This window comes from Novosphingobium kunmingense (assembly GCF_002813245.1).
GTDB classification, from domain to species: domain Bacteria; phylum Pseudomonadota; class Alphaproteobacteria; order Sphingomonadales; family Sphingomonadaceae; genus Novosphingobium; species Novosphingobium kunmingense.
This window is the reverse complement of sequence record NZ_PHUF01000004.1, coordinates 357,989-384,855: the sequence shown is the minus strand read 5'-3', so window position 1 is coordinate 384,855 and position 26,867 is coordinate 357,989. Positions and strand designations below refer to the sequence as shown.

The 26,867-nt window shown below is 65.9% G+C and carries 30 protein-coding genes; 15 read left to right on the top strand and 15 right to left on the bottom strand.

What is annotated here, in order from left to right; genetic code table 11:
- Positions 1 to 69: 69 nt before the first annotated feature.
- Positions 70 to 579, bottom strand: coding sequence for a winged helix-turn-helix transcriptional regulator (locus tag B0I00_RS11265; protein WP_198519218.1), 510 nt, complete (start codon positions 577 to 579; stop codon positions 70 to 72).
- A gap of 196 nt (positions 580 to 775) precedes the next feature.
- Here B0I00_RS11265 and B0I00_RS11260 point away from each other — a divergent pair, with 196 nt between their 5' ends.
- Positions 776 to 1,120: a CC_3452 family protein gene (locus B0I00_RS11260; protein WP_100867479.1), complete on the top strand. Its 345-nt coding sequence runs from the start codon at positions 776 to 778 to the stop codon at positions 1,118 to 1,120.
- A 76-nt stretch (positions 1,121 to 1,196) separates the two neighbouring features.
- Here B0I00_RS11260 and B0I00_RS11255 read toward each other — a convergent pair whose 3' ends face one another.
- From B0I00_RS11255 to galE, 3 genes are all read right to left on the bottom strand, one after another.
- Positions 1,197 to 1,808 carry an HAD family hydrolase gene (locus B0I00_RS11255; protein ID WP_100867768.1) on the bottom strand — a complete coding sequence of 204 codons (612 nt, stop codon included), beginning with the start codon at positions 1,806 to 1,808 and terminating at the stop codon, positions 1,197 to 1,199.
- Positions 1,809 to 1,908: 100 nt separating this feature from the next.
- Positions 1,909 to 2,034, bottom strand: a complete 126-nt coding sequence (gene ykgO, locus B0I00_RS11250; RefSeq protein ID WP_003046794.1) for a type B 50S ribosomal protein L36 — start codon at positions 2,032 to 2,034, stop codon at positions 1,909 to 1,911.
- A 71-nt stretch (positions 2,035 to 2,105) separates the two neighbouring features.
- On the bottom strand, positions 2,106 to 3,113 hold the full coding sequence (galE, locus tag B0I00_RS11245; RefSeq protein ID WP_100867478.1) for a UDP-glucose 4-epimerase GalE: 1,008 nt from the start codon (positions 3,111 to 3,113) through the stop codon (positions 2,106 to 2,108).
- 146 nt (positions 3,114 to 3,259) lie between these two features.
- Between galE and B0I00_RS11240 the strand changes: the two genes are divergently transcribed.
- The 4 genes from B0I00_RS11240 (at position 3,260) to B0I00_RS11225 (ending at position 6,088) form a co-directional block, all read left to right on the top strand.
- Complete coding sequence (locus B0I00_RS11240; protein WP_100867477.1) at positions 3,260 to 3,961, top strand: DUF4136 domain-containing protein; 702 nt, start codon at positions 3,260 to 3,262, stop codon at positions 3,959 to 3,961.
- 63 nt (positions 3,962 to 4,024) lie between these two features.
- Positions 4,025 to 4,618: a DUF4136 domain-containing protein gene (locus B0I00_RS11235; RefSeq protein WP_100867476.1), complete on the top strand. Its 594-nt coding sequence runs from the start codon at positions 4,025 to 4,027 to the stop codon at positions 4,616 to 4,618.
- Entirely contained in the window at positions 4,615 to 5,763 is a 1,149-nt protein-coding gene (locus B0I00_RS11230) for a M14 family metallopeptidase (RefSeq protein ID WP_100867475.1), read from the top strand. Before B0I00_RS11235 ends, B0I00_RS11230 begins: the two co-directional genes overlap by 4 nt.
- Before the next feature lie 82 nt (positions 5,764 to 5,845).
- Positions 5,846 to 6,088, top strand: coding sequence for a hypothetical protein (locus tag B0I00_RS11225; protein ID WP_100867474.1), 243 nt, complete (start codon positions 5,846 to 5,848; stop codon positions 6,086 to 6,088).
- Between the two features lie 41 nt (positions 6,089 to 6,129).
- Here the strand turns inward: B0I00_RS11225 and B0I00_RS11220 are convergent, their stop codons facing one another.
- The 3 genes from B0I00_RS11220 to B0I00_RS11210 are packed head-to-tail and all read right to left on the bottom strand — an operon-like array spanning position 6,130 to position 7,772.
- Positions 6,130 to 6,549, bottom strand: coding sequence for a cytidine deaminase (locus B0I00_RS11220; RefSeq protein WP_100867473.1), 420 nt, complete (start codon positions 6,547 to 6,549; stop codon positions 6,130 to 6,132).
- 13 nt (positions 6,550 to 6,562) lie between these two features.
- A complete protein-coding gene (locus tag B0I00_RS11215; protein ID WP_100867472.1) occupies positions 6,563 to 7,264 on the bottom strand; it encodes a glycoside hydrolase family 25 protein in 702 nt (233 codons plus the stop codon).
- A 25-nt stretch (positions 7,265 to 7,289) separates the two neighbouring features.
- Complete coding sequence (locus B0I00_RS11210; RefSeq protein ID WP_100867471.1) at positions 7,290 to 7,772, bottom strand: UPF0262 family protein; 483 nt, start codon at positions 7,770 to 7,772, stop codon at positions 7,290 to 7,292.
- A gap of 127 nt (positions 7,773 to 7,899) precedes the next feature.
- On the opposite strand from B0I00_RS11210, the gene B0I00_RS11205 reads away from it, so the two are divergent.
- The 3 genes from B0I00_RS11205 (at position 7,900) to B0I00_RS11195 (ending at position 10,758) form a co-directional block, all read left to right on the top strand.
- Positions 7,900 to 9,408 (top strand): replicative DNA helicase, encoded by a 1,509-nt coding sequence (locus B0I00_RS11205; protein WP_100867470.1) that lies wholly within the window; start codon positions 7,900 to 7,902, stop codon positions 9,406 to 9,408.
- Between the two features lie 112 nt (positions 9,409 to 9,520).
- Positions 9,521 to 9,865: a DNA-directed RNA polymerase subunit omega gene (gene rpoZ, locus B0I00_RS11200; protein WP_100867469.1), complete on the top strand. Its 345-nt coding sequence runs from the start codon at positions 9,521 to 9,523 to the stop codon at positions 9,863 to 9,865.
- Positions 9,866 to 9,987: 122 nt separating this feature from the next.
- Positions 9,988 to 10,758: a hypothetical protein gene (locus tag B0I00_RS11195; RefSeq protein WP_198519217.1), complete on the top strand. Its 771-nt coding sequence runs from the start codon at positions 9,988 to 9,990 to the stop codon at positions 10,756 to 10,758.
- A gap of 4 nt (positions 10,759 to 10,762) precedes the next feature.
- On the opposite strand, the gene B0I00_RS11190 is transcribed toward B0I00_RS11195, so the two are convergent.
- The gene (locus B0I00_RS11190; RefSeq protein WP_157812546.1) at positions 10,763 to 11,134 is read right to left on the bottom strand and encodes a hypothetical protein; all 372 of its coding nucleotides are present in this window, start codon (positions 11,132 to 11,134) and stop codon (positions 10,763 to 10,765) included.
- A gap of 94 nt (positions 11,135 to 11,228) precedes the next feature.
- Here B0I00_RS11190 and B0I00_RS11185 point away from each other — a divergent pair, with 94 nt between their 5' ends.
- Positions 11,229 to 12,272, top strand: coding sequence for a DUF3667 domain-containing protein (locus B0I00_RS11185; RefSeq protein WP_100867466.1), 1,044 nt, complete (start codon positions 11,229 to 11,231; stop codon positions 12,270 to 12,272).
- 23 nt (positions 12,273 to 12,295) lie between these two features.
- On the opposite strand, the gene ftsH is transcribed toward B0I00_RS11185, so the two are convergent.
- On the bottom strand, positions 12,296 to 14,239 hold the full coding sequence (gene ftsH / locus B0I00_RS11180) for an ATP-dependent zinc metalloprotease FtsH (protein ID WP_100867465.1): 1,944 nt from the start codon (positions 14,237 to 14,239) through the stop codon (positions 12,296 to 12,298).
- Positions 14,240 to 14,328: 89 nt separating this feature from the next.
- Positions 14,329 to 14,727, bottom strand: a complete 399-nt coding sequence (locus B0I00_RS11175; protein WP_100867464.1) for a DUF4345 family protein — start codon at positions 14,725 to 14,727, stop codon at positions 14,329 to 14,331.
- Positions 14,728 to 14,832: 105 nt separating this feature from the next.
- Between B0I00_RS11175 and B0I00_RS11170 the strand changes: the two genes are divergently transcribed.
- Together B0I00_RS11170 and dut are read left to right on the top strand one after the other, a co-directional pair.
- Positions 14,833 to 16,500, top strand: coding sequence for a bifunctional phosphopantothenoylcysteine decarboxylase/phosphopantothenate synthase (locus B0I00_RS11170; RefSeq protein WP_100867463.1), 1,668 nt, complete (start codon positions 14,833 to 14,835; stop codon positions 16,498 to 16,500).
- The gene (dut, locus tag B0I00_RS11165; protein WP_100867462.1) at positions 16,454 to 16,936 is read left to right on the top strand and encodes a dUTP diphosphatase; all 483 of its coding nucleotides are present in this window, start codon (positions 16,454 to 16,456) and stop codon (positions 16,934 to 16,936) included. Before B0I00_RS11170 ends, dut begins: the two co-directional genes overlap by 47 nt.
- 61 nt (positions 16,937 to 16,997) lie before the next feature.
- On the opposite strand, the gene B0I00_RS11160 is transcribed toward dut, so the two are convergent.
- The 4 genes from B0I00_RS11160 to secB form a co-directional block, all read right to left on the bottom strand.
- Entirely contained in the window at positions 16,998 to 17,702 is a 705-nt protein-coding gene (locus B0I00_RS11160; protein WP_100867461.1) for a DUF4136 domain-containing protein, read from the bottom strand.
- Positions 17,703 to 17,861: 159 nt separating this feature from the next.
- Entirely contained in the window at positions 17,862 to 18,881 is a 1,020-nt protein-coding gene (gene trpS, locus B0I00_RS11155) for a tryptophan--tRNA ligase (protein ID WP_100867460.1), read from the bottom strand.
- A 15-nt stretch (positions 18,882 to 18,896) separates the two neighbouring features.
- The gene (murJ, locus tag B0I00_RS11150; RefSeq protein ID WP_100867459.1) at positions 18,897 to 20,465 is read right to left on the bottom strand and encodes a murein biosynthesis integral membrane protein MurJ; all 1,569 of its coding nucleotides are present in this window, start codon (positions 20,463 to 20,465) and stop codon (positions 18,897 to 18,899) included.
- Between the two features lie 40 nt (positions 20,466 to 20,505).
- Positions 20,506 to 21,030 carry a protein-export chaperone SecB gene (gene secB / locus B0I00_RS11145; RefSeq protein WP_100867458.1) on the bottom strand — a complete coding sequence of 175 codons (525 nt, stop codon included), beginning with the start codon at positions 21,028 to 21,030 and terminating at the stop codon, positions 20,506 to 20,508.
- Positions 21,031 to 21,283: 253 nt separating this feature from the next.
- Between secB and B0I00_RS11140 the strand changes: the two genes are divergently transcribed.
- Genes B0I00_RS11140 through B0I00_RS11130 form a run of 3 tightly spaced genes read left to right on the top strand, consistent with a single transcriptional unit; the run spans position 21,284 to position 23,693 of the window.
- Positions 21,284 to 21,922 (top strand): Tim44/TimA family putative adaptor protein, encoded by a 639-nt coding sequence (locus B0I00_RS11140; RefSeq protein ID WP_100867767.1) that lies wholly within the window; start codon positions 21,284 to 21,286, stop codon positions 21,920 to 21,922.
- 8 nt (positions 21,923 to 21,930) lie between these two features.
- Entirely contained in the window at positions 21,931 to 23,133 is a 1,203-nt protein-coding gene (gene mltA / locus B0I00_RS11135; RefSeq protein ID WP_100867457.1) for a murein transglycosylase A, read from the top strand.
- Positions 23,130 to 23,693: a Smr/MutS family protein gene (locus B0I00_RS11130; protein ID WP_100867456.1), complete on the top strand. Its 564-nt coding sequence runs from the start codon at positions 23,130 to 23,132 to the stop codon at positions 23,691 to 23,693. The genes mltA and B0I00_RS11130 overlap by 4 nt, the downstream gene beginning before the upstream one ends.
- Before the next feature lie 72 nt (positions 23,694 to 23,765).
- Here B0I00_RS11130 and B0I00_RS11125 read toward each other — a convergent pair whose 3' ends face one another.
- Positions 23,766 to 26,087: a TonB-dependent receptor gene (locus B0I00_RS11125; protein ID WP_100867455.1), complete on the bottom strand. Its 2,322-nt coding sequence runs from the start codon at positions 26,085 to 26,087 to the stop codon at positions 23,766 to 23,768.
- Between the two features lie 134 nt (positions 26,088 to 26,221).
- Here B0I00_RS11125 and B0I00_RS11120 point away from each other — a divergent pair, with 134 nt between their 5' ends.
- The gene (locus tag B0I00_RS11120; RefSeq protein WP_232730208.1) at positions 26,222 to 26,842 is read left to right on the top strand and encodes a TetR/AcrR family transcriptional regulator; all 621 of its coding nucleotides are present in this window, start codon (positions 26,222 to 26,224) and stop codon (positions 26,840 to 26,842) included.
- Positions 26,843 to 26,867 lie beyond the last annotated feature (25 nt).

Sequence of the window (26,867 nt, the reverse complement as noted above, 5' to 3'; positions counted from 1 at the left end):
GCAGCGTAATGCACCAGAATGGCTGCGGATTGCAAACCCGGAATACGTAAGCGTAGCCTGGTCTTATGGTCAGCGCAGGACGTTCAGCACCGGGCGCTTGAGCGAATCGTCGCCTTTTTCCGTCACGCCCACGTCGCTGCGATCGCGCCATTCCAGGTCCTTGGGACCAAGCGCGCGGCCGTCATGGGCGCGGATGCCGATGGCCGCGATCGGCACGCCATCGCGCGAATCGCACAGCACAGGATTGCTCGGCACGCCTTCGCCGTACTTTTCGCCCCACTGGCGCAGCGCGAGCATAGCGGGGAGCAGGTCCAGACCCTTTTCGGTCAAACGGTATTCGATCTTGCGGCGATCGTCGGGCAGCGGTTCGCGCTTCATGATTCCGTGTTCGACCAGGCGGGCCAGCCGGTTCGAAAGAATGTTGCGGGCGATGCCCAGCGCGCCCAGGAACTCCTCGAAGTGGTGGAGGCCGTTGAAGGCGGCGCGCAGGATCATGAACGACCAGCGTTCCCCCATCACTTCAAGCGCCGCGGGCAGGCCGCAATTGTGGCTGTCGAGCGGTTCTCTGAGCTTTCCCATTGGCGATCCTTATGCTTGGGGCAACCCTAGACCAATCCGGCTTCAGGTTGCACAAAAAAATCTTTGCTGCGTTGCACGATTGCAGGTTGCAACTGAAAACCTATCTTGGTAAGTAGCAATTCGCAACGCAAATCGACGCTACCTCCCTCCCAGGAAATGCCGGTCCCTGCGTGCTGACACGACAAGGGGAAATGCCATGATCACCTATAACCAGACCGCCATGCCGCGCTTCGTGCTTGCCGCTGGACTAGCCCTGCTCGGAACGGTCGCCAGCTTTGGCGTCACCACCACCCCGGCACGGGCCGGCACCAGCACCAACGCCGCGACCCTGGCAACCGGCCTTGAAAGCCCGGCCAAGAAGGTCGTCAACGGCGCGCTGTGGAAGTGCACGGGCGATGCCTGCGTCGGCCAGATCGATGGCTCGCGTCCGGTCAACACCTGCCGCCAGGTCGTCAAGACCTTCGGCGCCGTCACCAAATTCGCCACCCCCAAGGGCGAACTCAGCGCCGAGGATCTTCAGCGCTGCAACGCTGCCGCCTGAAGCGTACATCCAGGCATCCTGACAGCCCAACCCTGAAAATGCCCCCGGTCTTCGTGCCGGGGGTCTTTTTTTGTGCTCAGTCCAGCAGGCCGTGGCGCTGAAGTTCGCGTTCCAGCCCGCCGGCATCGGTAAAATGGTGGCCATGCCAGCCGCGCGCGCGCGCCGCATCGACGTTGGGCTGGCTGTCATCGACGAATAGCAGCGTCTCCGGTCGCCGGGCGAACCGCTGCTCGGCCAGGGCGTAGATCGCCGCATCGGGCTTGGCCAGTTTCTCCACCCCCGAAACGACGATGTCGATGAAGCGGTCCTTGAGCAGGAATGTGGGGGCAAAGCCGGCCCAGGTATCGGCGCCGAAATTGGTGATCGCATAGAGCGGCACCCCGCGCGCATGGAGCCCCTCGACCAGTTCGGGGCTGCCGGGCACCGAGCCGGGAATCGATTCGTTGAAGCGGCCGAACCAGTCCGCGATCAGAGAGGCGTGGTCGGGGTACAGCGCGCTGCGTTCGGCGACCATTTCGGCGGCGGGCCGGCCGGCATCGTGTTCGGCGTGCCACGAGAGCGGAATGACCTCGTCAAGAAAGCGGTCCAGTTCGGCCGGGTCGGCGAAGCGATCGACGAATGGCAAGCGGCGATCCCAACGGACCAGCACATTGCCGACATCGAACACCACCGCTTCGACCTGCGCCATGATCACGCGAACTCCTGCGTCAGAAACGGCAGCGGCCCGCCCTCCGGGTACGGAGGCGGGCCGTCAGCAACCGGCGGACGATGCCGCCACCCGGGGCTGCTTAGCCCTGGCGCGCCTTGAAACGACGGTTGGTCTTGTTGATCACATAGGTCCGGCCACGGCGGCGAATCACGCGGTTGTCCCGGTGGCGGTCCTTGAGCGACTTGAGGCTGTTGCGAATCTTCATGGTTTCTCTCGGCTGCGGGCTCGGCCCGCGAAAATCGGAAGTGGCGCCGTTACGGGCGAGCGGCCCGCAAGTCAAGCTTCGCCGCGCATCGCGGTCAGTTTTCGCTCCCACGCGAGGGCATGGGTAACGATCGTGTCGAGGTTGGCGTATTGCGGGCGCCAGGGCAGGGTCGCCAGTATGCGGCTGTTGTCCGAAACGAGCGAATCGGGATCGCCGGGCCGGCGCGCGGAGAAGGCGCGGCGAATCGGCACATTCGTCGCCCGGTCGACCGCGTCGAGCACCTCGAGGACCGAGAACCCCCGGCCGTAGCCGGCGTTCAGGGTCAGCGAGCGGCCGGGATCGGCGATCAGGGCTGCCAGCGCCAGGACATGCGCGCTGGCGAGGTCGGAGACATGGATATAGTCGCGCACACCGGTGCCGTCCGGTGTCGCATAGTCGGTGCCGAACACCTCGACCTGGCCGCGCTTGCCGAGCGCCGCTTCGACCGCGACCTTGATCAGGTGGGTCGCCCCCGCGGTCGACTGGCCGCTGCGCGCGCGGGGATCCGCCCCGGCGACATTGAAATAGCGCAGCGCGCAGAAATTGAGCGGATGGGCGCGGGCGACGTCGGCCAGCATCGCCTCGGTCATCAGCTTCGACATGCCGTAGGGATTGATCGGGGCCTTGTCGCTGTCCTCGCCCACCGGCGACACGCGCGGCACGCCGTACGTAGCCGCTGTCGAACTGAAGATGAAATGCGGCACCCCGGCGGCTACAGCGGCGGCAATCAGCGTGCGGCTCTTCGCGGTGTTGTTGTGATAGTACTTCAGCGGGTTTTCGACCGATTCGGGCACTATGATCGAGCCGGCGAAGTGCATGATCGCGCCGATCCTCTGCTCGGCGAAGATCCGTGCGAGGAGCCCCGCATCCTCGATGTCCCCTTCGTAGAACGGAACGCCGTCGGGCACCGCCCAGCGAAATCCGGTTGTCAGGTTGTCGATCACGGCGACAGGCCAGCCGGCATCGAGCAGGGCAAGGACGGCGTGGCTGCCGATATAGCCGGCGCCGCCGGTGACGAGAACGGGATGGGTAGGGACCATGATGTCGCGCTGCTAGCATGGCCGCGAATGAAAGTGGTTAATTTGTCGCGCGGACGGGGCTGTTCATCGCTCGGCAAGGGGCGGCGACGGTATGCGGACTTGGCGCAACAGCTTTGTGCCCGACCGTGCTGTACAGGAGTTGCTTCATGCCCCGTTCCCGCAATGCCCGCCTTGCCGTTCTGGCGCTGCTCTCCGCCGCGTCGGCTAGCGCCGCCAGCGCGCGGCCGGGACCCTGGGATCGCGGCAAGGAGCTGGGGAGTCAATCCTATGAATCGGACTGGCGCTCGCGGGGGCGCACCAGCGGCGAAGGGCGGATCGACGTCGCCCGCTTCATCGCGGAAGGCGATGCTGCGGAAGCCCTGCGTCACGGCACCATCGCCGTCGTAGCCATGCCGGGCGGTGCGGGGGGAGCGGACCTGCGCCAGGATGCGACCTTCCAGGCGGCGGTAGAAAGCGAACTTCTCGCATCGGGCTACCAGGCTGCAACCAGCGCCGCCAGCGGACAGATTGCCGAAGTGCGCATCAAGCGTAGCGAACTGGTCCCGGCCGAGGCGAAGCGCCATCCGGTCAGCGGCGAAAGGAGCGTCGGCCTCTCCAACCGCGGATCGATGATCGGCCTTGGCCTCAACATCGATGCCACGAAGCCGCTGAAGGCGCTGATCGGCACCACGCTCGAAGCACGGATCCTCGACCGCGCGACCAACGCGGTTCTGTGGGAAGGCCGCGCGGCCATCGCAACGCGCGACGGCGACGACAAGTGGACCGACGCTGCGATCGCCACGCGGCTCGCCCATGCCCTGTTCGACGGATTTCCGACTGCAGCGGGAGAGGTCAGCGTGAAGCGCTAAGATCCTTGCGCGAAACGACTTTCCGGCACAAACTGGGTCATCCCCCGGTAGGAGCCCTGGTCGATGAACGTTGTCCGCTTTGCCGCCGCCACCCTCGGTCTGGCCATGTTGTCTGGCTGCGTCGCTCCGGTCGGTCCGGTCCAGGTAACCCGCTTCCACGCGCCCGAGCTTGCGTCTGCCCCGCGCGGGACGATCGCGGTCGAACCGGCGCCGGGCACCGATGGGCGCTCGCTCGAATGGCAGACCTACAGCCTCGCGGTGCAGCGGCAGTTGACCCTCCTGGGTTATCGCGAAGTTCCCTCCGGGCAAGGCAGCCAGGTCGCGCAGATGCGGGTCAGCCGCGCGATCAGCGATCCATCGCGGCGCTCGGGCCCGGTCAGTGTCGGCGTGGGCGGATCGACCGGCAGTTATGGTAGCGGGATCGGCCTCGGGCTGGGCATCAACCTTGGCGGCGGCTCGGGCCAGCAGGTCGTGACAGAACTGGGCGTGATGATCCGCGACCGCGCCAGCGCGCGCAGCCTGTGGGAAGGCCGCGCAAGCTTTGCGGTCGATGCCAAGTCGCCCCTCGCCTCGACCGACCTTGCCGCGCCGAAAATGGCCGAGGCGCTGTTCGGGGGCTTCCCCGGCCAATCGGGTGAGACTATCGAGGTTAAATGACCTCCAGCATCATTGCCATCGACGCCGCCTTCGACAGCGGCAACATCGAAGTCCTGTCCATTGCCGGTGCCACGGCGCGATTGAAGATCCGCAAGGACAAGCATTCGGACTTCTTCCAATGGTTTCATTTCCGCGTTTCAGGCGCGGCCGGCCAGGCCCTCGAACTCAAGATCACCGGTCTCGGAACCTCGGCCTATCCTGATGGCTGGCCCAGCTACAACGCGGCGGTCAGCGAGGATCGCCAGTTCTGGGCCCGCGCCGCCAGTAGCTTCGACAAGGCCGAGGATGGCGGCACCCTGACCGTTCGCTACACACCCGACAGCGCGGTGTGCTGGTTCGCCTATTTCGCGCCCTATTCGATGGAGCGGCACCACGACCTCATCGCCCAGACCGCGACGGCAGAGGGAGTGACATACCGTTGCCTCGGCCACAGCCTCGAGGGCCAGCCGATCGACTGCCTCGAACTGGGGAGCGGGGAGCGACAGGTGTGGCTCTACGCCCGCCAGCATCCGGGCGAATCGATGGCCGAATGGTGGATGGAAGGCGCGCTCGACTGCCTCACCGATCCGGCCGATCCGGTGGCGCGCAGGCTGCGCCAGCTGTGCCGCTTCCACGTGGTGCCCAACGCCAATCCCGACGGTTCGCGGCGCGGTCATCTGCGCACCAATTTCGCCGGCGTGAACCTCAACCGCGAGTGGGCCGATCCAAGCGCCGAGCGTTCGCCCGAGGTCCTGGCGATTCGGAACGCGATGGACGAAACCGGGGTCGATTTCGCCATGGACGTCCACGGCGACGAAGCGATCCCGGCCGTGTTCCTGGCAGGCTTCGAAGGCATCCCTTCATGGAACGAGGCCCAGCAGGCTGGGTTCGACGGCTACAAGGCGATCCTTGCCCGGCGCACGCCCGACTTCCAGACAAGGCGCGGTTATCCGGTTGCCCCGGCTGGCAAGGCCAACCTGACGATGTCGACCAACCAGCTGGCCGAGCGTTTCGGCGCGGTGGCCATGACGCTGGAGATGCCGTTCAAGGACAACGACGACCTACCGTGCACGGTGCAGAACTGGTCGCCCGAACGATCGGCCCAGCTCGGCCGCGACTGCCTTGGCGCGCTGCTCGAATGGCTCGACGCGCAGCCTTCGGCCTGACCTTCCAGTGTGCCCTGGTTCGCAGAGCCGGGAACCTAATCGCACCGACGCCGTTTCGCTTCCCGTAAAACAGGAGGTGACCATGTCTGACGAACCCAATGTGACGATCATCAAGGACGGCGAACCGCGGAGCAGCGGCGGCACCTGGGTGATCGCGATCGTACTGGTGATTGCGCTGATCGTCGGCGTCATGTTCTTCATGAATCGCTCCGAAAGCAGCAATGCCAAGGACAACGCCATTGCCGAAGCCGCCAAGGACGTCGGCAACGCGGCGCAGGACGTTGGCGACGCAGCCCAGAAGGCGGCCAAAGACGCGACCAAGTAACGTAGTGTTCCGGGCGGCTGGCAGCGCCGCCGCCCGGTATTTCAGACCAGGCTGCCCGGCCCGAAGGCATTGGGCAGCAGGTCCGACAGCCGGTATTCGCCGACTGCTTCGGCGCCGACGCACCACACCACGGGGTCGGTACCGCCGAGCTGCGCCAGTTCGCTCAACACCTGGCGGCAGCGCCCGCACGGCGCAACCGGAGCGGCAAGCACGCCCTCGATCCCTCCGGTCACCGCTATTGCGACCAGTTCGCTGCGCCAGCCGTCGTTCATGGCCCGAGCGACAGCGGCGGTTTCGGCGCAAAGCGTCAGGCCAAAACTGGCATTCTCGACATTTGCGCCGGTGACGACCGTGCCATCGGCAAAGCCTAGCGCTGCGCCGACATGAAACCGGCTGTACGGAGCATAGGCCCTGGCCACCGCATCTTTTGCGGCGGAGATCAAGGTGTCGCGATCGATCATCGGCTTGCCTCCTTCATGGCTGCACCACCACCCAGCGCAGCCCGTCCCTGGTCGCTTCGTTGCTGAGATCGCCATTTGCTGTCCAAAGCATCCACGGGCGGCCCGCATAGTCGGGCACGAAGCGCGTGCGCACCAGCCACAGGTTCCGGTCGATCCGCGCCGCGATCCTGTAGCGCGACTGGAAGCGCGAGGTGATCTTGAGGATCGCCGCCTTGCCGGTATGCATCTCGATCTGGTTGAGGAAGGTGGTCAGTTCGCTTTCGATACCCTGGTCGCTGACCGGGTTGGGACATTCGTCGCCCAGCATGTCGAGTTCGACCGCGGGCGGCAGCATTCTGGCGTCGCGGGGGACGACCGTGACGAAGTTCGCCGCCTGGCGTTCAGCCGGCTGGCACGGATCGTAACGGTGCAGCGCACCGATCTGGACCTTGGCCGCTTTCGCATCTTCGAGGTTGCGGGTGAAGCTGTCGTCGCGGGCAAACGCGCTGGCCGAGGCGTCGATATAGGCGAAGTTCGCGCCGATTGCCTTCAGCGCGACCCAGTCGACCGTGCCGTCGTGAGTCCCGATCTCGACCCCCTGGACGGGAAAGTCGGCGCGGTCGGGGCGCCAGTGCCGGACCTGCCACCAGCTATAGGCGCCGGCGACCATGGCCAGCAGCCACACAGCGCCGAACAGGCGCAGCCGCAGGCGGCTGGACGAAGATTTGCGTGCCATGATTGTCGGTTGCGCCCTGTCTGATCTACCCCCTGATATGCAGCACGCAGATCAGGGTAAAGAGGCGCCGTGCGGTGGCGAAGTCGGTTTCGACCTTGCCCTCCAGCCGCTCGAGCAACAGCTCGGCCGCTTCGTTGTGAACGCCGCGGCGGGCCATGTCGATCGTCTCGATCTCGGCTGCGGTGGCGCGGCGGATCGCCTGGTAGTAGCTGTCGCAGATCGCGAAGTATTCGCGGATCGGGCGGCGGAACCGGCCAAGGCCAAGGATCAGCGTTTCAAGCAGCAGGCCGGACTCGTCGCTCGCTTCGAGGATCAGCCGGCCATCGTCGACTGACAGCTTCAGCCGATATGGGCCTTGGTGACCCGCTTCCCAGCTGCGCAGCGGCTTGAAGGTGTTCTCCTCGATCAGGTCGAAGATCGCGATCCGCCGTTCCTGTTCGATATCGGCGTTGCGCCACAGGATCGTCGCTTCGTCGAGCGCGATGTCGATGATCCGGGGATCGGCCATGGGGGGCGCTTCTCGCAGATGCAAAATTGCTGGGCAAGGGGCTGGTGACCGTCCACAGGCTGTGGAGTAATTTGCCCGCGCCGCCTGCTTGCGCGCCGCGGCGAGCGCTATCAAAGAACCGTCAACCATGGCCGACCTCGATCTGATCTCCCGACCTGAAGAAACCGCCGCGCGCGCGCTGCCCAGCAACGTCGAAGCCGAAGCCGCGTTCCTTGGCGCCGTGTTGATCGACAACCGGGTGATCGAGGAACTGACCACACCGGTCCTGCCGCAGCACTTCTTCGAGCCGGTCCACGCCCGCATCTACGAGCGTATCCTGCAATTGCTCGATCGCAAGGCGGTGGTCACCCCGATCACGCTCAAACCCTATTTCGAGGCGGACGAGGCGCTGAAGGACCTGGGCGGAGCGGCCTATCTGGCGCGGCTGACGGCCGACGGGCAGGGACTTCTCGCTCCGCGCGAACTGGCCGGGCAGATCTATGACCTGGCGCTGCTGCGCGAACTGATCTCGGTCGGCCGCAACCTGGTCAATTCGGCGCTCGACACCTCCGAACGGGTGGAGCCGATGGAGCAGGTCGCCGAAGCCGAGGCCGCGCTCTACAAGGTCGCCGAAGGCGCCAGCACCGGCAGCGAGGCGCAGGGCTTTGCCACAGCGACGCGCACCGCGCTCGGCATGATCGAGCAGGCTTTGCTGTCGGGTGGGCACATCTCGGGCACGACCACGGGGCTGACCTCGGTCAACGAGAAGATCGGCGGCCTGCACGACTCCGACCTGATCATCCTCGCGGGCCGCCCTGGCATGGGCAAGACGTCGCTTGCCACGAACATCGCCTTCAACGCGGCCGATCGCCTGCGCCGCGACATGGCCGACGGGATCGATCCGGAAAAGTCGGTCGGCGCCGCCACCGCCTTCTTCAGTCTCGAAATGAGCGCCGACCAGCTTGCCACGCGTATCCTGGCCGAACAGTCGGGGATCAGCTCCGAAGCGCTGCGCATGGGCAAGATCAGCCGCGACGATTTCCAGCAGCTGTCCTATGCCAGCCAGCGCCTTGCCGAACTGCCGCTTTATATCGACGATACTCCGGCGCTGACCATCGCCGCGCTGCGCACCAGAGCGCGCCGGCTGAAGCGCCGTCACGACATCGGCCTCGTCGTGATCGACTACCTTCAGCTGCTGCAAGGTTCGGGCCGCGCCAACGACAACCGCGTCAACGAGATTTCGGAAATCAGCCGCGGGCTGAAGACCCTGGCCAAGGAATTGCACGTCCCGGTGATCGCGCTGTCGCAGCTCAGCCGTGCGGTGGAACAGCGCGAGGACAAGCGCCCGATGCTGTCGGACCTGCGCGAATCGGGCTCGATCGAACAGGACGCCGACATGGTCTGGTTCGTCTTCCGCGAGGACTATTACGTCGCCGCGCGCGAACCCAAGGTCCCGCAGGACAACGACGATGCCAAGACCCACGATGCTCACACCGCCTGGCAGGCCGAGATGGAACGCGTCTTCGGCACCGCCGAATTGATCGTCGCGAAGCAGCGCCACGGCTCCACCGGCAAGGTCCGCCTGCGCTTCGAAAGCCGCATCACGCGCTTTAGCGATCTGGCCGATGATTCGCTGGGTGCGCACAGTTACGACTGATCGAAATATCTATTTAAAAACAGATATTTATACGATTTTTTCTTGACTTGCGAATCGCGCAAGGCCTAACACCGACCATTCCCGCACGTTTTGTACGAATTGGAGTGCCCTGATGGCGCGCGTTACCGTTGAAGATTGCGTAGACAAGATCCCCAACCGGTTCGACCTGGTCCTGCTGGCCGCTCAGCGCGCGCGCGAGATTTCGGGCGGCGCCGAACTGACCATTGACCGCGACCGCGACAAGAACCCGGTCGTCGCTCTGCGCGAGATCGCCGAACAGACCGTGCGGCCCGACAACCTCAAGGAATCGGTCGTCAACTCGCTGCAGCGCGTCCTGCCCGACGACGATGACGAGGTCGATGACATCGGCTCGCTCAGCCAGCAGGCCGAAGCACTGCGCATCACCGCTGCGGCCCCGGTGCGCAACACCTCGCTGGGCGGTGACTACGACGGCTGATCTACCGCGAGATAGACAAATGCAGCCCGCGCGCCGATCCTGGCGCGCGGGCTTTTTCGTGCGATATCAGACTGTCGCGCGGTCCGGTTTGACGCGGCCGCAATAACCTGTTTCCCTTTGCGATGGGCAAGAGGGGGATGGTCATGGAAGCGACCGGTTTCGCATCTCGTCACCGCTGGGACAGCGCGTTCTGGCTGCTGTTTGCCGCAACCTCGTGGCTCGCCGTCGCGATGGGCTTCAGCGAACCGGTCAGGCAACGCTTTGCAGGCGAGGCGCCGTACGTCGCCCCACCAATCCTGGTTGCGCACGTCTTCGTCTATTTCGGCTGGCTGGTGCTGCTGTCCCTGCAGGTCAGCCTGATCGCACGGCGCCGGCCCGACCTTCATGGAATTGTCGGAGTGGCTGGGGCCATGCTGGCCGTCCTGGTCGTGATTACCGGCTTCGGCGCCGAGGTCTACAGCCAGCGTTTCTGGGCGCAGACCGACCCCGAGAACGTCCGCTTCTTCACCTTCCCGCTCTACGTCCTTATCGCCTTCGCGATCTGCGCGGCGCTCGCCATCCGCGCCCGGGCCGATTCGCCTTCGCACAAGCGGCTGATGTTCATGGCGACCACCGCGATCATGGGCGGGCCCTATCAGCGCTGGTGGGGCGGCGGCCTCGACGCCGTGACTGGCACAGGGCCGTTCAACACCTGGGTGCATTACTATTTCGCGGTCAACCTGCTGCTGGCGATCGCCGCGCTCTACGACCGCGTGACGCGCGGCGCGGTGCACCGGGTCTTGCGGATCGGCATCCCCTTGCTGGTCGCAGGCCAGGTCGTCGCCGTCGCGGTGTGGTACAGCGATTGGTGGCCGCCGTTCACCCGCGCAGCGCTCGGCATAGCGACGCCCTAGGCGGTCAGCGGCAAGGGTATCTCGTCTGGAGCACGCGCAACATGCCCTGACTGAGCGATAGCCTGCGCCGTTCGTCCGCAGGGATTTTGCCCAGCCCGTCGAGCATGTCCTGCTGCCCCATCCGGCCGCCTTCGGGCGGACAATAGCTCGGCGCCTCGCCGCGCTTCAATGCGGCCAGACGTTGCTGGCGGAGCGCTTCGCCGGCAGCCTTGCCTTCGGCCATCAGCGGCTTGAGCTTTCCTGAGAACAGCGCCATCGGCCCCTTCGCCTTGAGCGCTAGCGCATCGGAATAGAACGCCTCGGTCGTGCGTTCGGCGGCGTACGCCGGGGCGGCGAGCACCAGAGATACCGCAGCGGCTGTCAGAACCATTCGCATCGCACGACTTCTCCTTCGGTGGCGGCAGATTGGTGGCTTGACCGGGCGAAGCTGACAAGACCATGAATGGCACCGTTCACAGGGGAGCACGGACGTGACGGGTGGCGATGACGTTGTCGGCAGCATTGCCGAAGGGGCCCTGGCGGCGCGTGCGGTTGAGCCGGATCATGGCGAGGCGGTTGACGGCCATACCCACGAGACCGCCTGCCTCAACTGCGGCACCCCGCTGATCGGCAGCCATTGCCACGGCTGCGGCCAGGCGGCGCATGTCCATAAGACGCTGGGTGCGTTCTTCCATGATCTGTTGCACGGCGTGTTCCATTTCGAAGGAAAGATCTGGCGGACCCTGCCGCTGCTGGTCTGGCGACCGGGCAGGCTGACCCGCGAATACATCGACGGCCGCCGCGCCAGTTATGTCAGCCCGATCGCGCTGTTCCTGTTCAGCGTGTTCCTGATGTTCGCGGTGGTGCGATCGGTGATCGGCGGTTCGACCCTGGCGCCCAACATGAACGTCGCGCTGGCGCAGCAGCGCACCACGGTTGCCGAACTGGAGGCAAAGCGCGGCCGGCTTGTCAAAGCTGGTGCGGACACGGCCGATGTCGATCGCAGGCTCGCCTCGGAACGCGACGATCTCGCCGTGCTCGAACGGCTCAAGGCTGGCGGTGCGTCGAGCGCGCCGCTGGTCATCAATGACAAGGAAGCGATCAAGACGGACATTCCGTGGCTGGCCAACGCGGTCAGGAAGGCGACCGCCAACCCAGAACTCCTGCTCTACAAGCTGCAGACCGGCGCCTACAAATATTCCTGGGCGCTGATCCCGCTGTCGGTTCCGTTCGTGTGGCTTCTGTTCGCCTGGCGGCGCCGTTTCGGCCTCTACGACCACACTGTATTCGTGACCTATTCGCTGTGCTTCATGACGTTGCTCGTCGTCGTGCTCAGCCTGTGGGGCTTGATCGGCCTGCCCGGCATCGCCGTCGCCGCGACGGCGATACCGCCGCTGCACATGTACCGGCAGCTCAAGGATACCTACGGACTGACGCGGCCGGGTGCGCTGTGGCGCACCGCAGCCCTGTCGGTCATTGCCTTCACCGCCCTGACCCTGTTCGCCCTGGCCCTGGTGGCGCTCGAAGTTGCCTGACGGCCGCCTCCATCGCCCACCCGTCAGTCGTTGTGGGCGCTCCGTGCTGCTTCGGTGAAGCGTTTGCCCGCCTTGGGGATAGCCGAACCGCGCACCGGGACCGGCCGCACGCCCTTGCCCTTGGGGGCATCGGGACGGTCGATCTTGCCGGTGCTGATCAGTTCGTCGATTTCTTCGCCGGTCAGGGTCTCGTACTCGAGCAGGGCCTGGGCCAGCTGGTGCAGTTTTTCGGCGTTGCCCTTGAGGATGTCGAGCGCGCGCTTGTGTCCGCCTTCGACGAGGCTGCGTATTTCCGCGTCGATCAGCTTGTTCGTCTCGGCCGACTGCATGGTCCGCTGCGAGGAGCCATAGCCGAGGTAGCCTTCCGACTGTTCCTCGTACTGTAGCGGTCCCAGCTTGTCCGACATGCCCCAGCGGGTCACCATGTTGCGTGCCAGGCTGGTCGCCTGCTGGATGTCGGACGAGGCGCCCGACGAGACCTTGTCGTGTCCGAAGATGATCTCTTCCGCCACGCGGCCGCCCATCGCGACGGCCAGCTGCGCGTGCATCTGGTCGCGATGGTAGGAATAGCGGTCGCGCTCCGGCAGTCGCACGACCATGCCCAGCGCGCCGCCGCGCGGGATGATGGTCGCCTTGTGGATCGGATCCGACGCCGGTTCGAACACCGAAACCAGCGCGTGGCCGGCCTCGTGATAGGCCGTCATCTTCTTTTCGTCATCGGTCATGACCATCGAGCGGCGTTCGCTGCCCATCATGACCTTGTCCTTGGCGTCCTCGAACTCCTGCCGGGCGACGAGGCGCTTGCTGCGCCGCGCGGCGAGCAGGGCGGCCTCGTTAACGAGGTTGGCAAGGTCGGCGCCCGAGAAGCCGGGCGTGCCGCGGGCGATGGTGCGCGCCTCGACATCGGGAGCCAGCGGCACCTTCTTCATGTGCACTTCGAGGATCTTTTCGCGCCCTTCGATGTCGGGGAGCGGCACCACGACCTGGCGGTCGAAGCGGCCCGGGCGCAGCAGCGCCGGGTCGAGCACGTCGGGGCGGTTGGTCGCGGCGATGATGATGATGCCTTCGTTCGCCTCGAACCCGTCCATTTCGACGAGAAGCTGGTTCAATGTCTGCTCGCGCTCGTCGTTCGAATTGCCGAGACCATGGCCGCGGTGACGGCCGACGGCGTCGATTTCGTCGATGAAGACGATGCACGGCGCGTTCTTCTTGGCCTGTTCGAACATGTCGCGCACGCGGCTTGCGCCGACGCCGACGAACATCTCGACGAAGTCCGAACCCGATATGGTGAAGAACGGCACGCCCGCCTCGCCCGCGATGGCGCGGGCCAGCAAGGTCTTGCCGGTGCCGGGCGAGCCGACCAGCAGCGCGCCCTTGGGGATCTGGCCGCCGAGCTTGGAAAAGCGGTGGGGGTCCTTGAGGAAGTCGACGATTTCTTCCAGCTCCTCGCGCGCTTCGTCGATGCCGGCAACGTCGGCAAAGGTCACGCGGCCCTGCTTTTCGGTCAACATCTTGGCCTTGGACTTGCCAAAGCCCATAGCCCCGCCGGCGCCGCCGCCCTTCTGCAACTGGCGCATGGCGAAGAAAGCCAGTGCGATCAGCAGGACGAAGGGCAGGATGTTGAACAGCAGCGCGACCAGGATGTTGCCCTGTTCGGGCGCCTTGCCTTCGTACTTCACGCCCTTGTCCTGCAGTAGCGGGACAAGGCTTTCATCGCCGGGCAGGGTAACGGTGGAGAAGGTTTCCCCGGTCTTCAGCTTGCCGGTGATCTTGTTTTCACCGACCTCGACCGAGGCGACTGCGCCTTCGTTCACCTTCGTGCGGAAATCCGAATAGGCGAGCTGCTGCTGGGCCACCTCGCCGCGCGCGTTGAACAGCGAGACCACCGACAGGAGAACCAGGAAGACACCACCCCAGATCAGCAGGTTCTTGACCCACGGGTTGGGGGGAGGCGGTTGGTCGTTCATGCGCGCAAATCCTTTCGTGCCCGCCAATGTAGGCCTGCACGGGTGAAGCGCAAGTTTACGGTCGTGGAATCACTGATCGACGGAAGCGATCAGGACGTCAGTTCCTCGATGCGGTGATGCGGCAGGACGCGCCAGGCAGCGAGCATCAGGACCACGTGAACGGCTTCCACCGCCATCGGCACCGGCCAGCCGGGATAGGCCCCGTCGAGCGCCAGGCTGACCGCGCGGCCGGTGAAGGCGGTGCCCATCAGCGCGGCAGGGACCAGCAGCAGGTCGGCGTTGCGGCGCCAAGCCCCCAGCATCATGCAACCGGCGATGACCAGGAAGAAGGCGGTGAAGTCGGCCCGGATCGCCGACCAGCCCGCCGCGCCATCGGCGGTGATACCGAAGCCGGGCGCGGTGCCCTGCGGATTGAACAGGAAATTGAGCCCCATGAACAGGTCGAACAGGCCGACCAGAAAGACCAGGATCGTCAGGATCAGACGCATTGCCACTCCCCTTGCATTAACGCGCTCTTATCCTTTGTGGCGCAGGGAAACCCGGATGCAAAGCCTGTTGCGTGAAGGGCTGGGGAATTGCACAAGCTGGTGGCCATGACCGGGCCTAGAATACTTTTGATCGTCGGGGGCGGAATCGCCGCCTACAAGGCATGCGAACTGGTTCGCCTGATCCGCCGCAACGGCGGCGAAGTGACCTGTGTGCTGACCGAGGGTGGCTCGCACTTCGTCACCGCGATGACGCTGGCTGCCTTGTCGGAAAATCCCGTCCACACCACGCTGTGGGACCTCACCGCCGAGATCGAGATGGGCCATATCCAGCTCAGCCGCGCGGCCGATCTGGTGGTGGTCTGCCCGGCGACGGCCAACATGATGGCCAAGATGGTCCAGGGCATTGCTGACGATCTGGCCACCACGCTGCTGCTCGCCACCGACAAGCCGGTGCTGGCCGTGCCGGCGATGAACGTGAAGATGTGGGAACACGCCGCCACGCAAGACAACGTGCGCACCCTGATGGAGCGCGGAGTGGCGGTACTCGATCCCGATGAGGGGCCGATGGCCTGCGGCGAATACGGTGCGGGGCGCCTGCCCGAACCGGTCGCGGTGTGGAACGCGATCTGCCAGATGCTCAGCCTCGAGGCGCTGGCAATGCCGGCGGTCGAACCGCAGCTCGCGCTGGAAGGCCCGCTCGATTTCGACGCCGCGTCGCAGTCGATCGACATAGGCCTTGGCGGGCTGGCCTCCAGCCTGATCAAGCGCACCACCAAGTCGCGCCGCGTCTTCGGCGAGGACGATCCTGTCGAAGGCGAGGCGATACCCTCGATCACTTTCGAGGACGTTCCCGCGCCCGAGGAAACGCCGTCCGACGAAGTGCTGCTGGCCGCGCCGATCCTGTCGAAGAAGGGCCGCGCCAAATCGGCCCCGCCAACCGATCCCGATGCGATCAACCACGAGGTCACCGGCCAGGCCGCGCCGCAGCCGATCAGGGGCGACAGCTTCGAAGGGAGCAAGCTTGCCGATGCCCTGATCGACGATCCGCTGTTCGGCCAGCCCGATTTCGCCGGGGACGAGGCTTTCGCCCCGGTCAGCGACCAGCTTGCAGGCAAGCACGTACTGGTCACCGCCGGCCCAACGCACGAGCCGATCGATCCGGTGCGCTACATCGCCAACCGGTCCAGCGGCAAGCAGGGCTATGCCATCGCCGCGGCCCTGGCGCGGCTGGGGGCAACGGTCACATTGGTCTCGGGGCCCGTTGCGCTGGAATGCCCGCCGGGGGTGGACCGCGTTTTCGTCGAGACCGCGCTGGAAATGGCCGAAGCGGTGAAGGCCGCGCTCCCCGTGGATGCAGCGGTCATGGTCGCCGCCGTGGCCGACTGGCGCACCACCGAGGTCTCGGGCGAAAAGATGAAGAAGCGCGGCAGCGCCCCTCCGGCGTTGCGCCTGACCGAAAACCCCGACATCCTCGCCTCGGTCGCGGCCAGTGCCAAGCGGCCCAAGCTGGTCGTCGGCTTTGCCGCCGAAACCGAGAAGGTGATCGACCACGCCAAGGACAAGCGCAAGCGCAAGGGGGCTGACTGGATCGTCGCCAACGACGTGTCGGGCGATGTCATGGGGGGCGAAGTCAACGCCGTGCATATCATTAGCGATGCGGGTGTCGAAAGCCTGCCGGAAATGGCAAAGGATGCGGTAGCCCAGATCCTTGCCGAGAGAATTGCCGATGCCCTCAACCCCGTCACCGAACCCGTCGATTCCGATCCCGGTTAAGCGCCTGCCTCATTTCGAGGGGCTGGAACTGCCCGCCTATGCCACCGACGGCGCCGCCGGCATGGACGTGCTGGCGGCCGAAGACGTGACCCTTGCTCCGGGCGCGCGCCATGCGGTGGCGACCGGCATCGCCGTGGCGATCCCGCATGGCTTCGAGATCCAGGTGCGGCCGCGTTCGGGCCTGGCGCTGAAGCACGGGATCACCGTGCCCAACACGCCAGGCACGATCGACAGCGACTATCGCGGCGAAGTGAAGGTGATCCTGATCAACCACGGCGTCGAGGCGTTCGACGTCCGCCGCGGCGATCGGATCGCCCAGTTGGTCGTCGCCCAGGTTACCAAGGGCACCTGGCTCAAGGTCGATGAACTGGACGAGACGCAGCGCGGCGAAGGCGGCTTCGGTTCCACCGGTGGAGTCGTCGCGCTGGGCAACTGACGCGAAAAGGGCGGGCCCGTTGCCGGACCCGCCCCTTTGGTGATTTCACGCAATCAGGTGCCTAGCGCTTGGTCGTCTTCTTTTCGGGGGCGACCGAGATACGCACCGTTTCGCCCGAGTTTCCGGGGAAGTCGGTGAACATGGCCTCGACCAGGTTCGGCACCAAGTAGCCCAGGCGGTTCGACAGCGAGGCGGCTTCGGCCTTGCCCTCGAACAGGCGCGCGCCGTCGGCCTTGCGGTCGATCTTCATCTCGATGCCGCTGGTGTAGACCGTGTAGCTGTCATAGCCGTCATCGAAGAACGGATCGTACCAGCCATAGCCCCACGGCCGCCCGAAGGCCCCGTAGCCGCCATAGCCGAAGCCGGGACGGCCATAGCCATAGCCGAAGCGGCTGTAGCCATACCACGGGCTGTAGAACGGATCGCGATAGAAGCCGGCGCTGCGGCGGACCTTTTCGCGACCCTTGTCCACGCCATAGTCGAAGCGCACCAGCATGGTGGCGCTTTCGGGGCTGGCGGGGGTGTAGCCGAGCTTGGTCATCTGTGCTTCGACCAGGCGGGCGTACTGCGAGAATTCCAGACCACCGGCCAGCGCGGGATCGTCGGCGACGACCGCAAAGCTCTGCCCCTGGGGGGCGGGGAGCTGGCTCTGGAACCGGGAAACCTTGGCATTGAAGGGCTGTGCGCAGGCGGCCAGCGCCGCAATCACCAGCGGCACGATCGCGCGCTTGGCCCAACGTGCCACTCTGCTGCTATCGTAAGACATCGTCAGATTCCTCCGTGGCCGTTTACTCGCGAATCGTCTGCGAACGGCGAAAAGTGTAGAATTGACGATGGTTTGCGCCAAGACGGCTTAATCGCTGTTGAATGGTTTCCTGCGTGCGACAGTGCGAAAGTGGACACCACCAGGATTGCACGATCGCCTTTAAAAGCGGACCAATCCCAGCGCCTGGTAAGCGGCGGTCAGCGTCGGCGCGGCCAGCTCGCGCGCCTTGTACGCCCCCTTGACCAAAATCGTGTCGAGCGCCTCGCGGTCGTTCTGCAGCGCCAGGAACCGCGCGTTGATCGGGGCCAGCCCCTCGACCAGCAGCTCGCCCAACGCCGGCTTGAAAGCGCCGAAGCCCTGACCGCCGAAGCGGCCCAGCACGGCATCGACCGTTTCGCCCGCCATCACGGCATAGATCGCGACGAGGTTCGCCGCCTCGGACCGACCGTTCAGCCCGCCCTTGTCGGAGGGCAGGGGTTCGGGATCGGTCTTGGCCTTCCTGACCTTGGCCATGATCGTGTCGGCATCGTCGGTCAGATTGATGCGGCTCATGTCCGAAGGATCGGACTTGCTCATCTTGGCGGTGCCGTCACGCAGGGACATGATCCGCGCGGCTTCGGGCGGGATTGTCGGTTCGGGCAGGGCGAAGACCGGCTGGCCCTCGGGGGCGAAGTCGTTGTTGAACTTCTGCGCAATGTCGCGCGCCAGTTCGAGGTGCTGCTTCTGGTCGTCGCCCACCGGGACATGGGTCGCCTGGTAGAGCAGGACGTCGGCGGCCTGCAGCACCGGATAGGTGAACAGCGCGACGCTGGCTCCTTCGCGGTTCTTGCCGGCCTTGTCCTTCCACTGGGTCATGCGATTGAGCCAGCCCATGCGGGCGGTGCCGTTCAAAAGCCACTGCAGCTCGGCGTGCGCGGGGACCTGCGTCTGGTTGAACAGGATCGAGCGGTCGGGATCGATCCCGCAGGCGACCAGCGCCGCGACCATCTCGCGCGTGTTGGCGCCCAGCTGCGCCGGATCGTGCGGCATCGAGATGGCATGCAGATCGGCCAGGAAATAGAGGCACTGCCCGCCGGCTGCGGTCACTTCGTCCTGCATCTTCACCCAGTTGCGGATCGCGCCCAGATAATTGCCCAGGTGCAGGTTGCCGGTCGGCTGGATGCCGGAAACGATACGCATCGAAAGTCCCTGTCGTCAGGCGGCCTTGCGCCGCAAAAGCAGTTTGATGTCGTCGCGGGTGAAGGCCCCCAGCACGAGCGTCGCGAGCGCATAGACCAGCGCGCCCGCGCTGACCAGCGCCGCCAGCGCCAGGACCCGGCTCCACCAGACGCCGTGGGTGAACGGCATGATCCAGGCCTGCGCCGCCCAGAGCAGCCCGCCCATGAGGAGCGCGGCCAAGAGCAGGCGCGGGGCGCGCCGCTTCAACCGCGCATCGGCGGCAAACTGTCCGCGCTTCTTCAGCGTCGCGTAAAGCATCCAGACGTTGACGGTCGAGGCGATCGCGGTGGCGAGCGGCGGACCCATGTGCTGCAGCGGCATGATCAGCGCAAGGTTGAGCACGAGGTTCACCGCCATGGAGATCATCGCATAGCGCACCGGTGTCTTCGTATCGTGGCGCGCATAATAGCCCGGCGTCAGCACCTTGATCAGGATGTAGCTGGGCAGGCCGACCGAGAACGCGGCCAGAGCCTGGGCTGTGAAATGGACGTCCTGCGCCGTGAAGCGGCCGTAGCCGAACAGCGCGGCGGCGATCGGCTCGCCCGACAGGACCAGCGCCGTTGTTGCCGGCAGGGTCAACAGCAGCGCCAGTTCCATGCCGCGGTTCTGCGTTTCGAGCGCGCCGGCTTCGTTGCCTTCGCCAAGCTGCCGCGAGACCAGCGGGAGCAACACGGTCCCAAGGCCGATCCCGATCAGTCCCAGCGGCAGCTGGTTCAGCCGGTCGGCCATGTAGATGTAGGTGACCGAACCGCTGGCCAGCAATGATGCGGCCAGCGCGGTCGAAATGACGAGGTTGATCTGCACTGCCCCGGCGCCGGCCGCAGCGGGCCAGATCAGCTTGAGCAGGTGCCTGACCTCGGGCGTCAGGCGCGGGCGGCGCAGTTTGAGACTGACCCCGTTGGCGCGGCAGGCCCAGGCCAGCCAGAGCAGTTGCAGCAGGCCCGCAACCGACACGGCAATCGCCTGATTGCGCGCGGTAAACAGTGGGTCGTGGCTGTTGAAGGCCAGCAGGGCGGCGATCAGCGTCAGGTTCAGAAGGATCGGCGCGGCCGCGTTGATCCAGAATTTGTGCAGCGAATTGAGGATGCCGCCAAGCAGCGAGACGAGGCTGATGAACAGGAGGTAGGGGATCGTCCAGCGCGACAGTTCGACCGCGAAAGCGAACTGCTCTGGTGTCACGCCGTTGAACCTGCCCGACAGCGCGAGGGTGACCGGCCAGGCGAAGATCTCCAGCAGCAAGGTCATGACGATCAGGACCGGCAGCAGCACCGCCAGCGCCGCTTCGGCAAAGGCGATCCCGTCCTTCAGGCCCTGACCGTCGGGATTGGCGACCTTCTTGTTGAACAGCGGGATGAAGGCCGAGGAGAACGCCCCTTCAGCGAACAGCGCCCGGAACATGTTGGGCAGTCGGAAGGCGACCAGAAACGCGTCCGAGGCAAAGCCCGCCCCAAGATAACGGGTAAACAGGGCATCGCGGGCAAGGCCCAGGACGCGGCTGGCCAGCGTCAGGCCGCCGATCGAACCCAGTGCCTTGGCAAGGTTCATCGCTCAGCCCGCGCCGACAGCCTGGCGACCGGTGCCGGGATCAATTGGTCGAAACGCCTTCCGCCGCTTCGCTTTCGGCGTCCTGCTGCGCCTGCAGTTGCTGGACGTAGAGGCCGTTGAAATCGATCGGTTCGAGCAGCAGCGGCGGGAAGCCCGCATCGCGCACGGCATCGGCCACCACGCGGCGGGCGAAGGGGAACAGGATGCGCGGCGCTTCGGCATAGGTGAAGGCGTGCATCGAGGCTTCGTCGAGGTTGCGCATGCCGACAAGGCCGGCATAGGTCAGGTCGACGATAAAGGCGGTGCCGGTCTGGCACTTCGACGTGATCTCGATCTTCAGGGCGATCTCGCTCACCTCGTCGCTCAGCGGACGGGCGCTGATGTTGAACTGCACGTCGATCTGCGGCGGATCCTGCCACTGGAAGCTGTCCGGCGCGTTGGGATTCTCCACCGAAAGGTCGCGCACGTACTGCGAGATTATGCCCGCGGCCGGCGAGGTATCGGCGCCATTGGGCACCGGGGTTTCAAGGCCAAGGTCGGTGATGATGCTGCCGTCGTCGGACATGTCGGATGCTTTCCAGGTCAGGGTAAAAACGCGAAACGTGGCCGCGCGCCTAGCACCGCGCCGGGAAGGCGGCAACGCCTAAGCCGCGGCGTTTGCACCGCCGCATACGCCGCAATTAATGCACGTCCGGAACCCATCCACGCGTTGTTCATTTGTCATTGATACCTATTTCTGGCTAAAGTGGCGCATTGGGCCGCGTTTGGCGGCAAGGACTGGATTCGTGGACAAGACCGTAGAGATCGTCATCCTGGCCATGGTCGCCGCCTTCCTCGGGCTGCGGCTTTACTCCGTGCTCGGCCGCCGTGCCGAACATGAAGAGCGCCCGGTGCAGCCGCGGTTCGAGCCCAAGGGCGATGGCGCCAAGCGGCCGGTTGCGCCCGAAATTCCCAACAGCCAGTCCGGCGCCGTGCCGCCGCGCGTTATGGTCCCAGGGGTTACCCCGGCGATCGAGCGGGGGCTCAAGGAAATTGCCGCTATCGACAAGCGGTTCGATACGCTGGCCTTTCTCGATAGCGCCAAGGCGGCGTACCGGATGGTGCTTGAGGCGTTCTGGAAGGGCGATCGCGACGCGCTGGCCCACCTGTGCGACCGCGATGTGCTCGAAGGCTTCAACGCCGCCATCGATGCGCGCGAAGCCGCCGGCGAGCGGGTCGCAAACCGCCTGATCCGGATCGAGGAGGCGACCATTGTCGCCGCGGCCCTTCAGGGCACGACTGCGCGCATCACCGTGCGTTTCCTGGCCGATATCGCTGCCGTCACGCGCGACGCGGACGGCGTCATGATCGCCGGCTCGCTCGACGACGCCGTCGAAGCCCATGACCTGTGGACTTTCAGCCGCGATACCGGCTCGTCCAGCCCGGACTGGCTGCTCGACGAAACCGACGAAGGGTAGGCCCTCGCATGACGCGGTCGCCCCCGCGCCATCTGGCCGCGCTGTTTCTTGTCGTGCTGCTGAGCGCCTGCGGGCGCCTGATCCCCGAAACGCGCATTCCGGCGCCGCCGGTTTCCACCGCGCCGCCTGCCGGCCTGACCAGCGCCCTGCTGCTGGGCGCGGCGGCGGGCCCGTCGGTCGCCTCGCTCGGCCTTGCCGGCGATGATGCAGCGACTGCGCTGGCCGCGTTTCGCGAAAGCTGCCCCCGCGTTACGACGCGCGCCGATCAGTCGGGCCTGACCCGGCCCGAAGACTGGAAGCCCGCCTGTGCCGCGGCAACGACCTGGCCGACAGGCGATGCCGCACGCTTCTTCGCTACCTGGCTCGAGCCGGTGCGGATCGGCGACGGCAAGGCCCACGCGACGGGCTATTACGAGCCCGAGATTGCCGGAGTGCGCACCCGCCGGCCGGGCTACGATGTGCCGGTCTTCAAGCTCCCGCCGGACCTCGTCCGCGCGCGGCCCGAAGATGCCCCACCGACCGAGCGCGGCACGCAGCCGCTGGGCCGCTACGACGAAACCGGAACCTTCGTCCCTTATTACGACCGCGCCGCGATCGAGGGCGGCGCGCTCGCCGGCAAGGGCCTGGAAATCGGCTGGGCGGCCGATCCGGTCGAGTTCTTCTTCCTGCAGATCCAGGGATCGGGCCGCCTGATCGGCCCCGACGGCAGCGTTATGCGGATCGGCTATGCCGGGCAGAACGGACACCCCTATACCGGGATCGGCAGCGTGATGCGCGCACGCGGGCTGATCGGCGAGGGGCCGGGCCAGTATTCCGGCTCGATGCAGGGCATCATGCAATACATTCGCGAAAACCCGGAAGCCGGGCGCGAGCTGATGCAGCAGAACCAGTCGTGGATCTTCTTCAAGGAACTGACGGGCGACGGGCCGCTCGGCGCGCTCAATGTTCCGGTGCGCGCCAGAAGCAGCGTGGCGGCCGATCCGGCCTATGTCCCATTGGGCGCCCCGGTGTGGCTGTCGCTCGACCGGCCCGAAGCCAGCGGGCTGTGGATCGCGCAGGACACCGGGGGTGCGATCAAGGGCGCCAACCGGTTCGACACGTTCTGGGGCGCCGGTTCCGCCGCGCGCACGACGGCCGGCGGGATGAGCGGGCGCGGGGAGGCCGTGCTGCTCCTGCCCAAGGGAACGCTTCAGCGCCTAAACGCGCGATGAGCCGTCCGCCGCGCGGCCTGACGCCCGAAGAGGCCGAGCTCTGGCGCCGCCTTGCGCAGACCGTGAAGCCCTTGGCTCCGCCGGCCCGCATCGCAGTGGCGCCGCCCCCCACGGTCGTGCCAGCGCCGCCCGCACCGCTCCCAAGGAAGGCCAGGGCCGCACCTTTGCCGGCGAGGATCGTGACGCAAAGCCCCGCACCGCGCCCGCTTGATCGGCACGGCCTCGATTCCTCGTGGGAGCGCAAGCTCAAGGGTGCCTCGATCCAGCCCGATTTCACGCTCGACCTCCACGGCCACACGCTCGAAGCGGCGCACGCCCGGCTCGACCAGGGCCTGACCCAGGCGGTCGCGATGGGCGCGCGCCTGGTCCTCCTGATCACCGGTCGGCCGCGTCCGGCCGAGGCGGCCGACCGTGGCAGCCAGCGTGGCGCGATCCGCGCCAAGGTGCTCGACTGGCTGGCCGCCGGGCCCCATGCCCACCGCATCGCCGCCGTCCGCGGAGCGCACCCCCGCCATGGCGGTGCGGGTGCGCTCTATATCGTCATGAAAAGGCCGCGCTGATCCCTGAGGATCGGCGCGGCCTTCCTTGGTCAGGGTGCCGCTCATGCCGACGGCACCTGCCCAGCAGCAGACTTAGAAGTTGACCGTTGCCGTGGCGAAGACCTGGCGCGGGTTGCCATAGAACGTGGTCAGGATGCCTTCCAGGCCCAGAGCGGACATCATCGGGGTCGCAATCTGCCCTGTCGTGGCGTTGACAGCCATGTAGGTGTATCCCGAGGTGCGGTAGCGTTCGTTGGTCAGATTCTTGCCGTAGACCCCCAGGCTCCAGCGGCCGCCGGGTGCCTTGTAGACGATGCTGGCGTCGAACAGCTGGTAGGCCGGCTGGTCAAGGTACGGATTGGCGATCTCGAACTGGTAGGTCTTGCTCTTGAACGACATCCCGGCGCCCATCGTCAGGGTGCCGTCGGCCAGTGGCATGGCCCAGTCAAGGCTCGCACTGCCCGACCATTCGGGCGTGTTCTGGACGTGGCGGTACTGCGACACCTCGGTCGGCTTGCCGGCAACGTTGGTCACGTACTGCAGGTACTTGGCATCGATATAGCCCACCGAACCCGAAAGCGTGAGCGTGCCGGCGTCGCTGTCGATGATCTTGGCGCGGCCTTCGAATTCGAAGCCCTTCATGCGTGCCTTGCCGGCGTTGGAGACGACGCCGCAGAAGGTTGTGAATCCGCCCGCCACGCAAGGCACCGAACCCGGGATCTGCACGTCCTTGTAGTCCATGTAGAACGCGGCCGTGGCGATGTACAAACGGCGGTCGAACAGGTTGGCCTTGAAGCCCACTTCGTAGCTGTCGACCTGTTCGGGCTTGAAGCTCAGGAACTGGGCCTGGGTGACGCCTGCCGGCGCGCTTGCACCGACGCCGCGCGGATCGAAGCCGCCGCCCTTGAAGCCCTGCGAGTATGAACCATAGACCGTGGTGTCGCGGTCGGGTTTGAAGGTCAGCGTCGCCTTAGGTGTGAACTTGGTGTAGGTGCTGTTGCCGCGGAAATTCGTCAGCGGCGCAAGGTAGGGGATGCCGGCCCCGCCGAACACCGGCGAACCGCCGCCGAGGTAGTACTGGCGCAGGATATAACCGTCGCGCCGGTCCCAGGTATATCGGCCACCCAGCGAAAGGCTGAGCTGGTCGGTGAAGTCATAGGTAAAGTCGGCAAAACCGGCCATCGTCTCGGTGCCGATGTCGGCATTGGTATAGGCCGTCAGCAGCAAGGGCGACGGATACTGGACGAACAGGCGCACGTCGAACTGGGTCAGCGCCGAAGCGTCGAGATAGTAGAATCCGACAAGACCGTTGAGCTTGCCGAAGTTGACCAGCGCCTGCAGTTCCTGGCTGAACTGGCGGTTGCGGTAGTAGCCCGGAACGTCGACGTCGGCTGCGGGCAGCGCGTCGAAGTCGATCGGGGTGGCCGAGTCGTCCTTGCGGTATGACGTGATAGAGCGGGTCGTCAGCCAGTCGGTCGGTTCCGCCTCGAGGAACAGCGAAACGCCCCAGGCCTTGACGTCCTGGCTGGGGGTGTTGAGCCCGCCGCGGGTGTCATAGACGTTGCTCAGCACCGGCGCGCCCGAAACCATGCCGGCAATCACGCGGTGGCCGCCGCGCGGGTTGGACTTGTCGTGGGTGTAATCGCCCGAAACGCGCGCGAAGATGCCGTTGCCGTGGACTTCCAGCGTGCCGCGGCCAGCCCAGACGTCCTTGTCGTAGTTGTCGAGGCCGGTGGTCAGGTTCGTGCCGAAGCCGTCGCGGGTCAGGCGGGCCAGGGCACCGCCGACACGCAGCACGCCGTCGGACGTGATCGGAGCGCTGACGCTGACAACGCCGTCGATCTGGTTGTAGCTGCCGTAAGTCGCGCGGGCGGACAGGCGCGGATCGTTGGCGAGACGCTTGGTCACGTACTTGATCGCGCCGCCCACGGTGTTGCGGCCATAGAGCGTCCCCTGCGGGCCGCGCAGCACTTCGATCCGTTCGACGTCATAGATGTCGAGAACGGCGGCCTGCGGACGGTTGAGATAGACGTCGTCGAGGTAGATGCCGACGCCCTGTTCGAAGCCCGAAACCGGGTCCTGCTGGCCGACGCCGCGGATGAAGGCCGACAGCGTGGAGTTGGTCGCACGGCTGGATTCCAGCGTCACGTTGGGGACGGTTTCGGCCAGAGCGGTGATGTCGCCGGCGCCCTTGGCAGCAAGCTGATCGCCGGTCAGCGCGGTGATCGCGATCGGAACCGAAATCAGCGTTTCTTCGCGGCGGCGGGCGGTGACGACGATTGCGCCTTCATCGGTTGCGGCGGTTTCAGCTTCGTCGGTCGCGGCCGCGTCCTGCGCCTGCGCGGGCAGGGCATACAGCCCGGCGGTGGCGGCGGCGATCAATGAGGCACGGCAAAACAGGTTGCGCATCGGCATCGGTATCTCTCTCCCTCCAAAAGGCGAAGCCGATGCTGCGACCGGCTATCTGAGTCGGCTTATATAAAAGTTGAACCAACTTTCAACTTTGATTATGCGGTCGCGCCAGGGAAGAGGCAAAAGGGATCAAAACCGTGGCAAAAGCGTCACAACAGGACGGCAAGGCGCCGGGCGCGAAAGTGCCGCGAACCGAGCGCGGGCGGCGGACGCAGCGCGCGATCCTGGACGCTGCGGCGGCCGAATTCGGCGAAAAGGGCTTCCACGACAGTTCGATCGTCTCGATCACGATCCGCGCCGGCGTGGCGCTGGGCAGCTTCTACACCTATTTCGATTCCAAGGAGGCGCTGTTCAAGGCGCTGGTTGCCGACATGAGCGGGCGGGTGCGCGACCAGGTCGCGCCAGTCCTGCGCGGTCATGCGGGCGGGGCGGTGGAGGCCGAAGGGGTCGCGCTCGAGGCGTTCCTGCGCTTTGCCCGCGAGCACAAGGAAATCTACCGGATCATCGACGAAGCCGAATTCGTCGCCCCCGAAGCCTGGCGCGCGCACTACTTGAACACCGCCGCGCGCATTCTCGAACGGTTGCAGGCCGCCCATGCCAAAGGCGAACTGGGCGCCGAGCCTGGCGAGGTCCACGCCTGGGCGATCATGGGGATGAACGTGTTTCTCGGCCTGCGCTTCGGCGTGATGGACGCAGATGCGGATCTGGGCAAGGTCGCGGCCACCGCCAACGCCCTGCTCAAGGACGGGCTCGGCTAGACCGGCAGGCGTGCTGCCGCTAAGG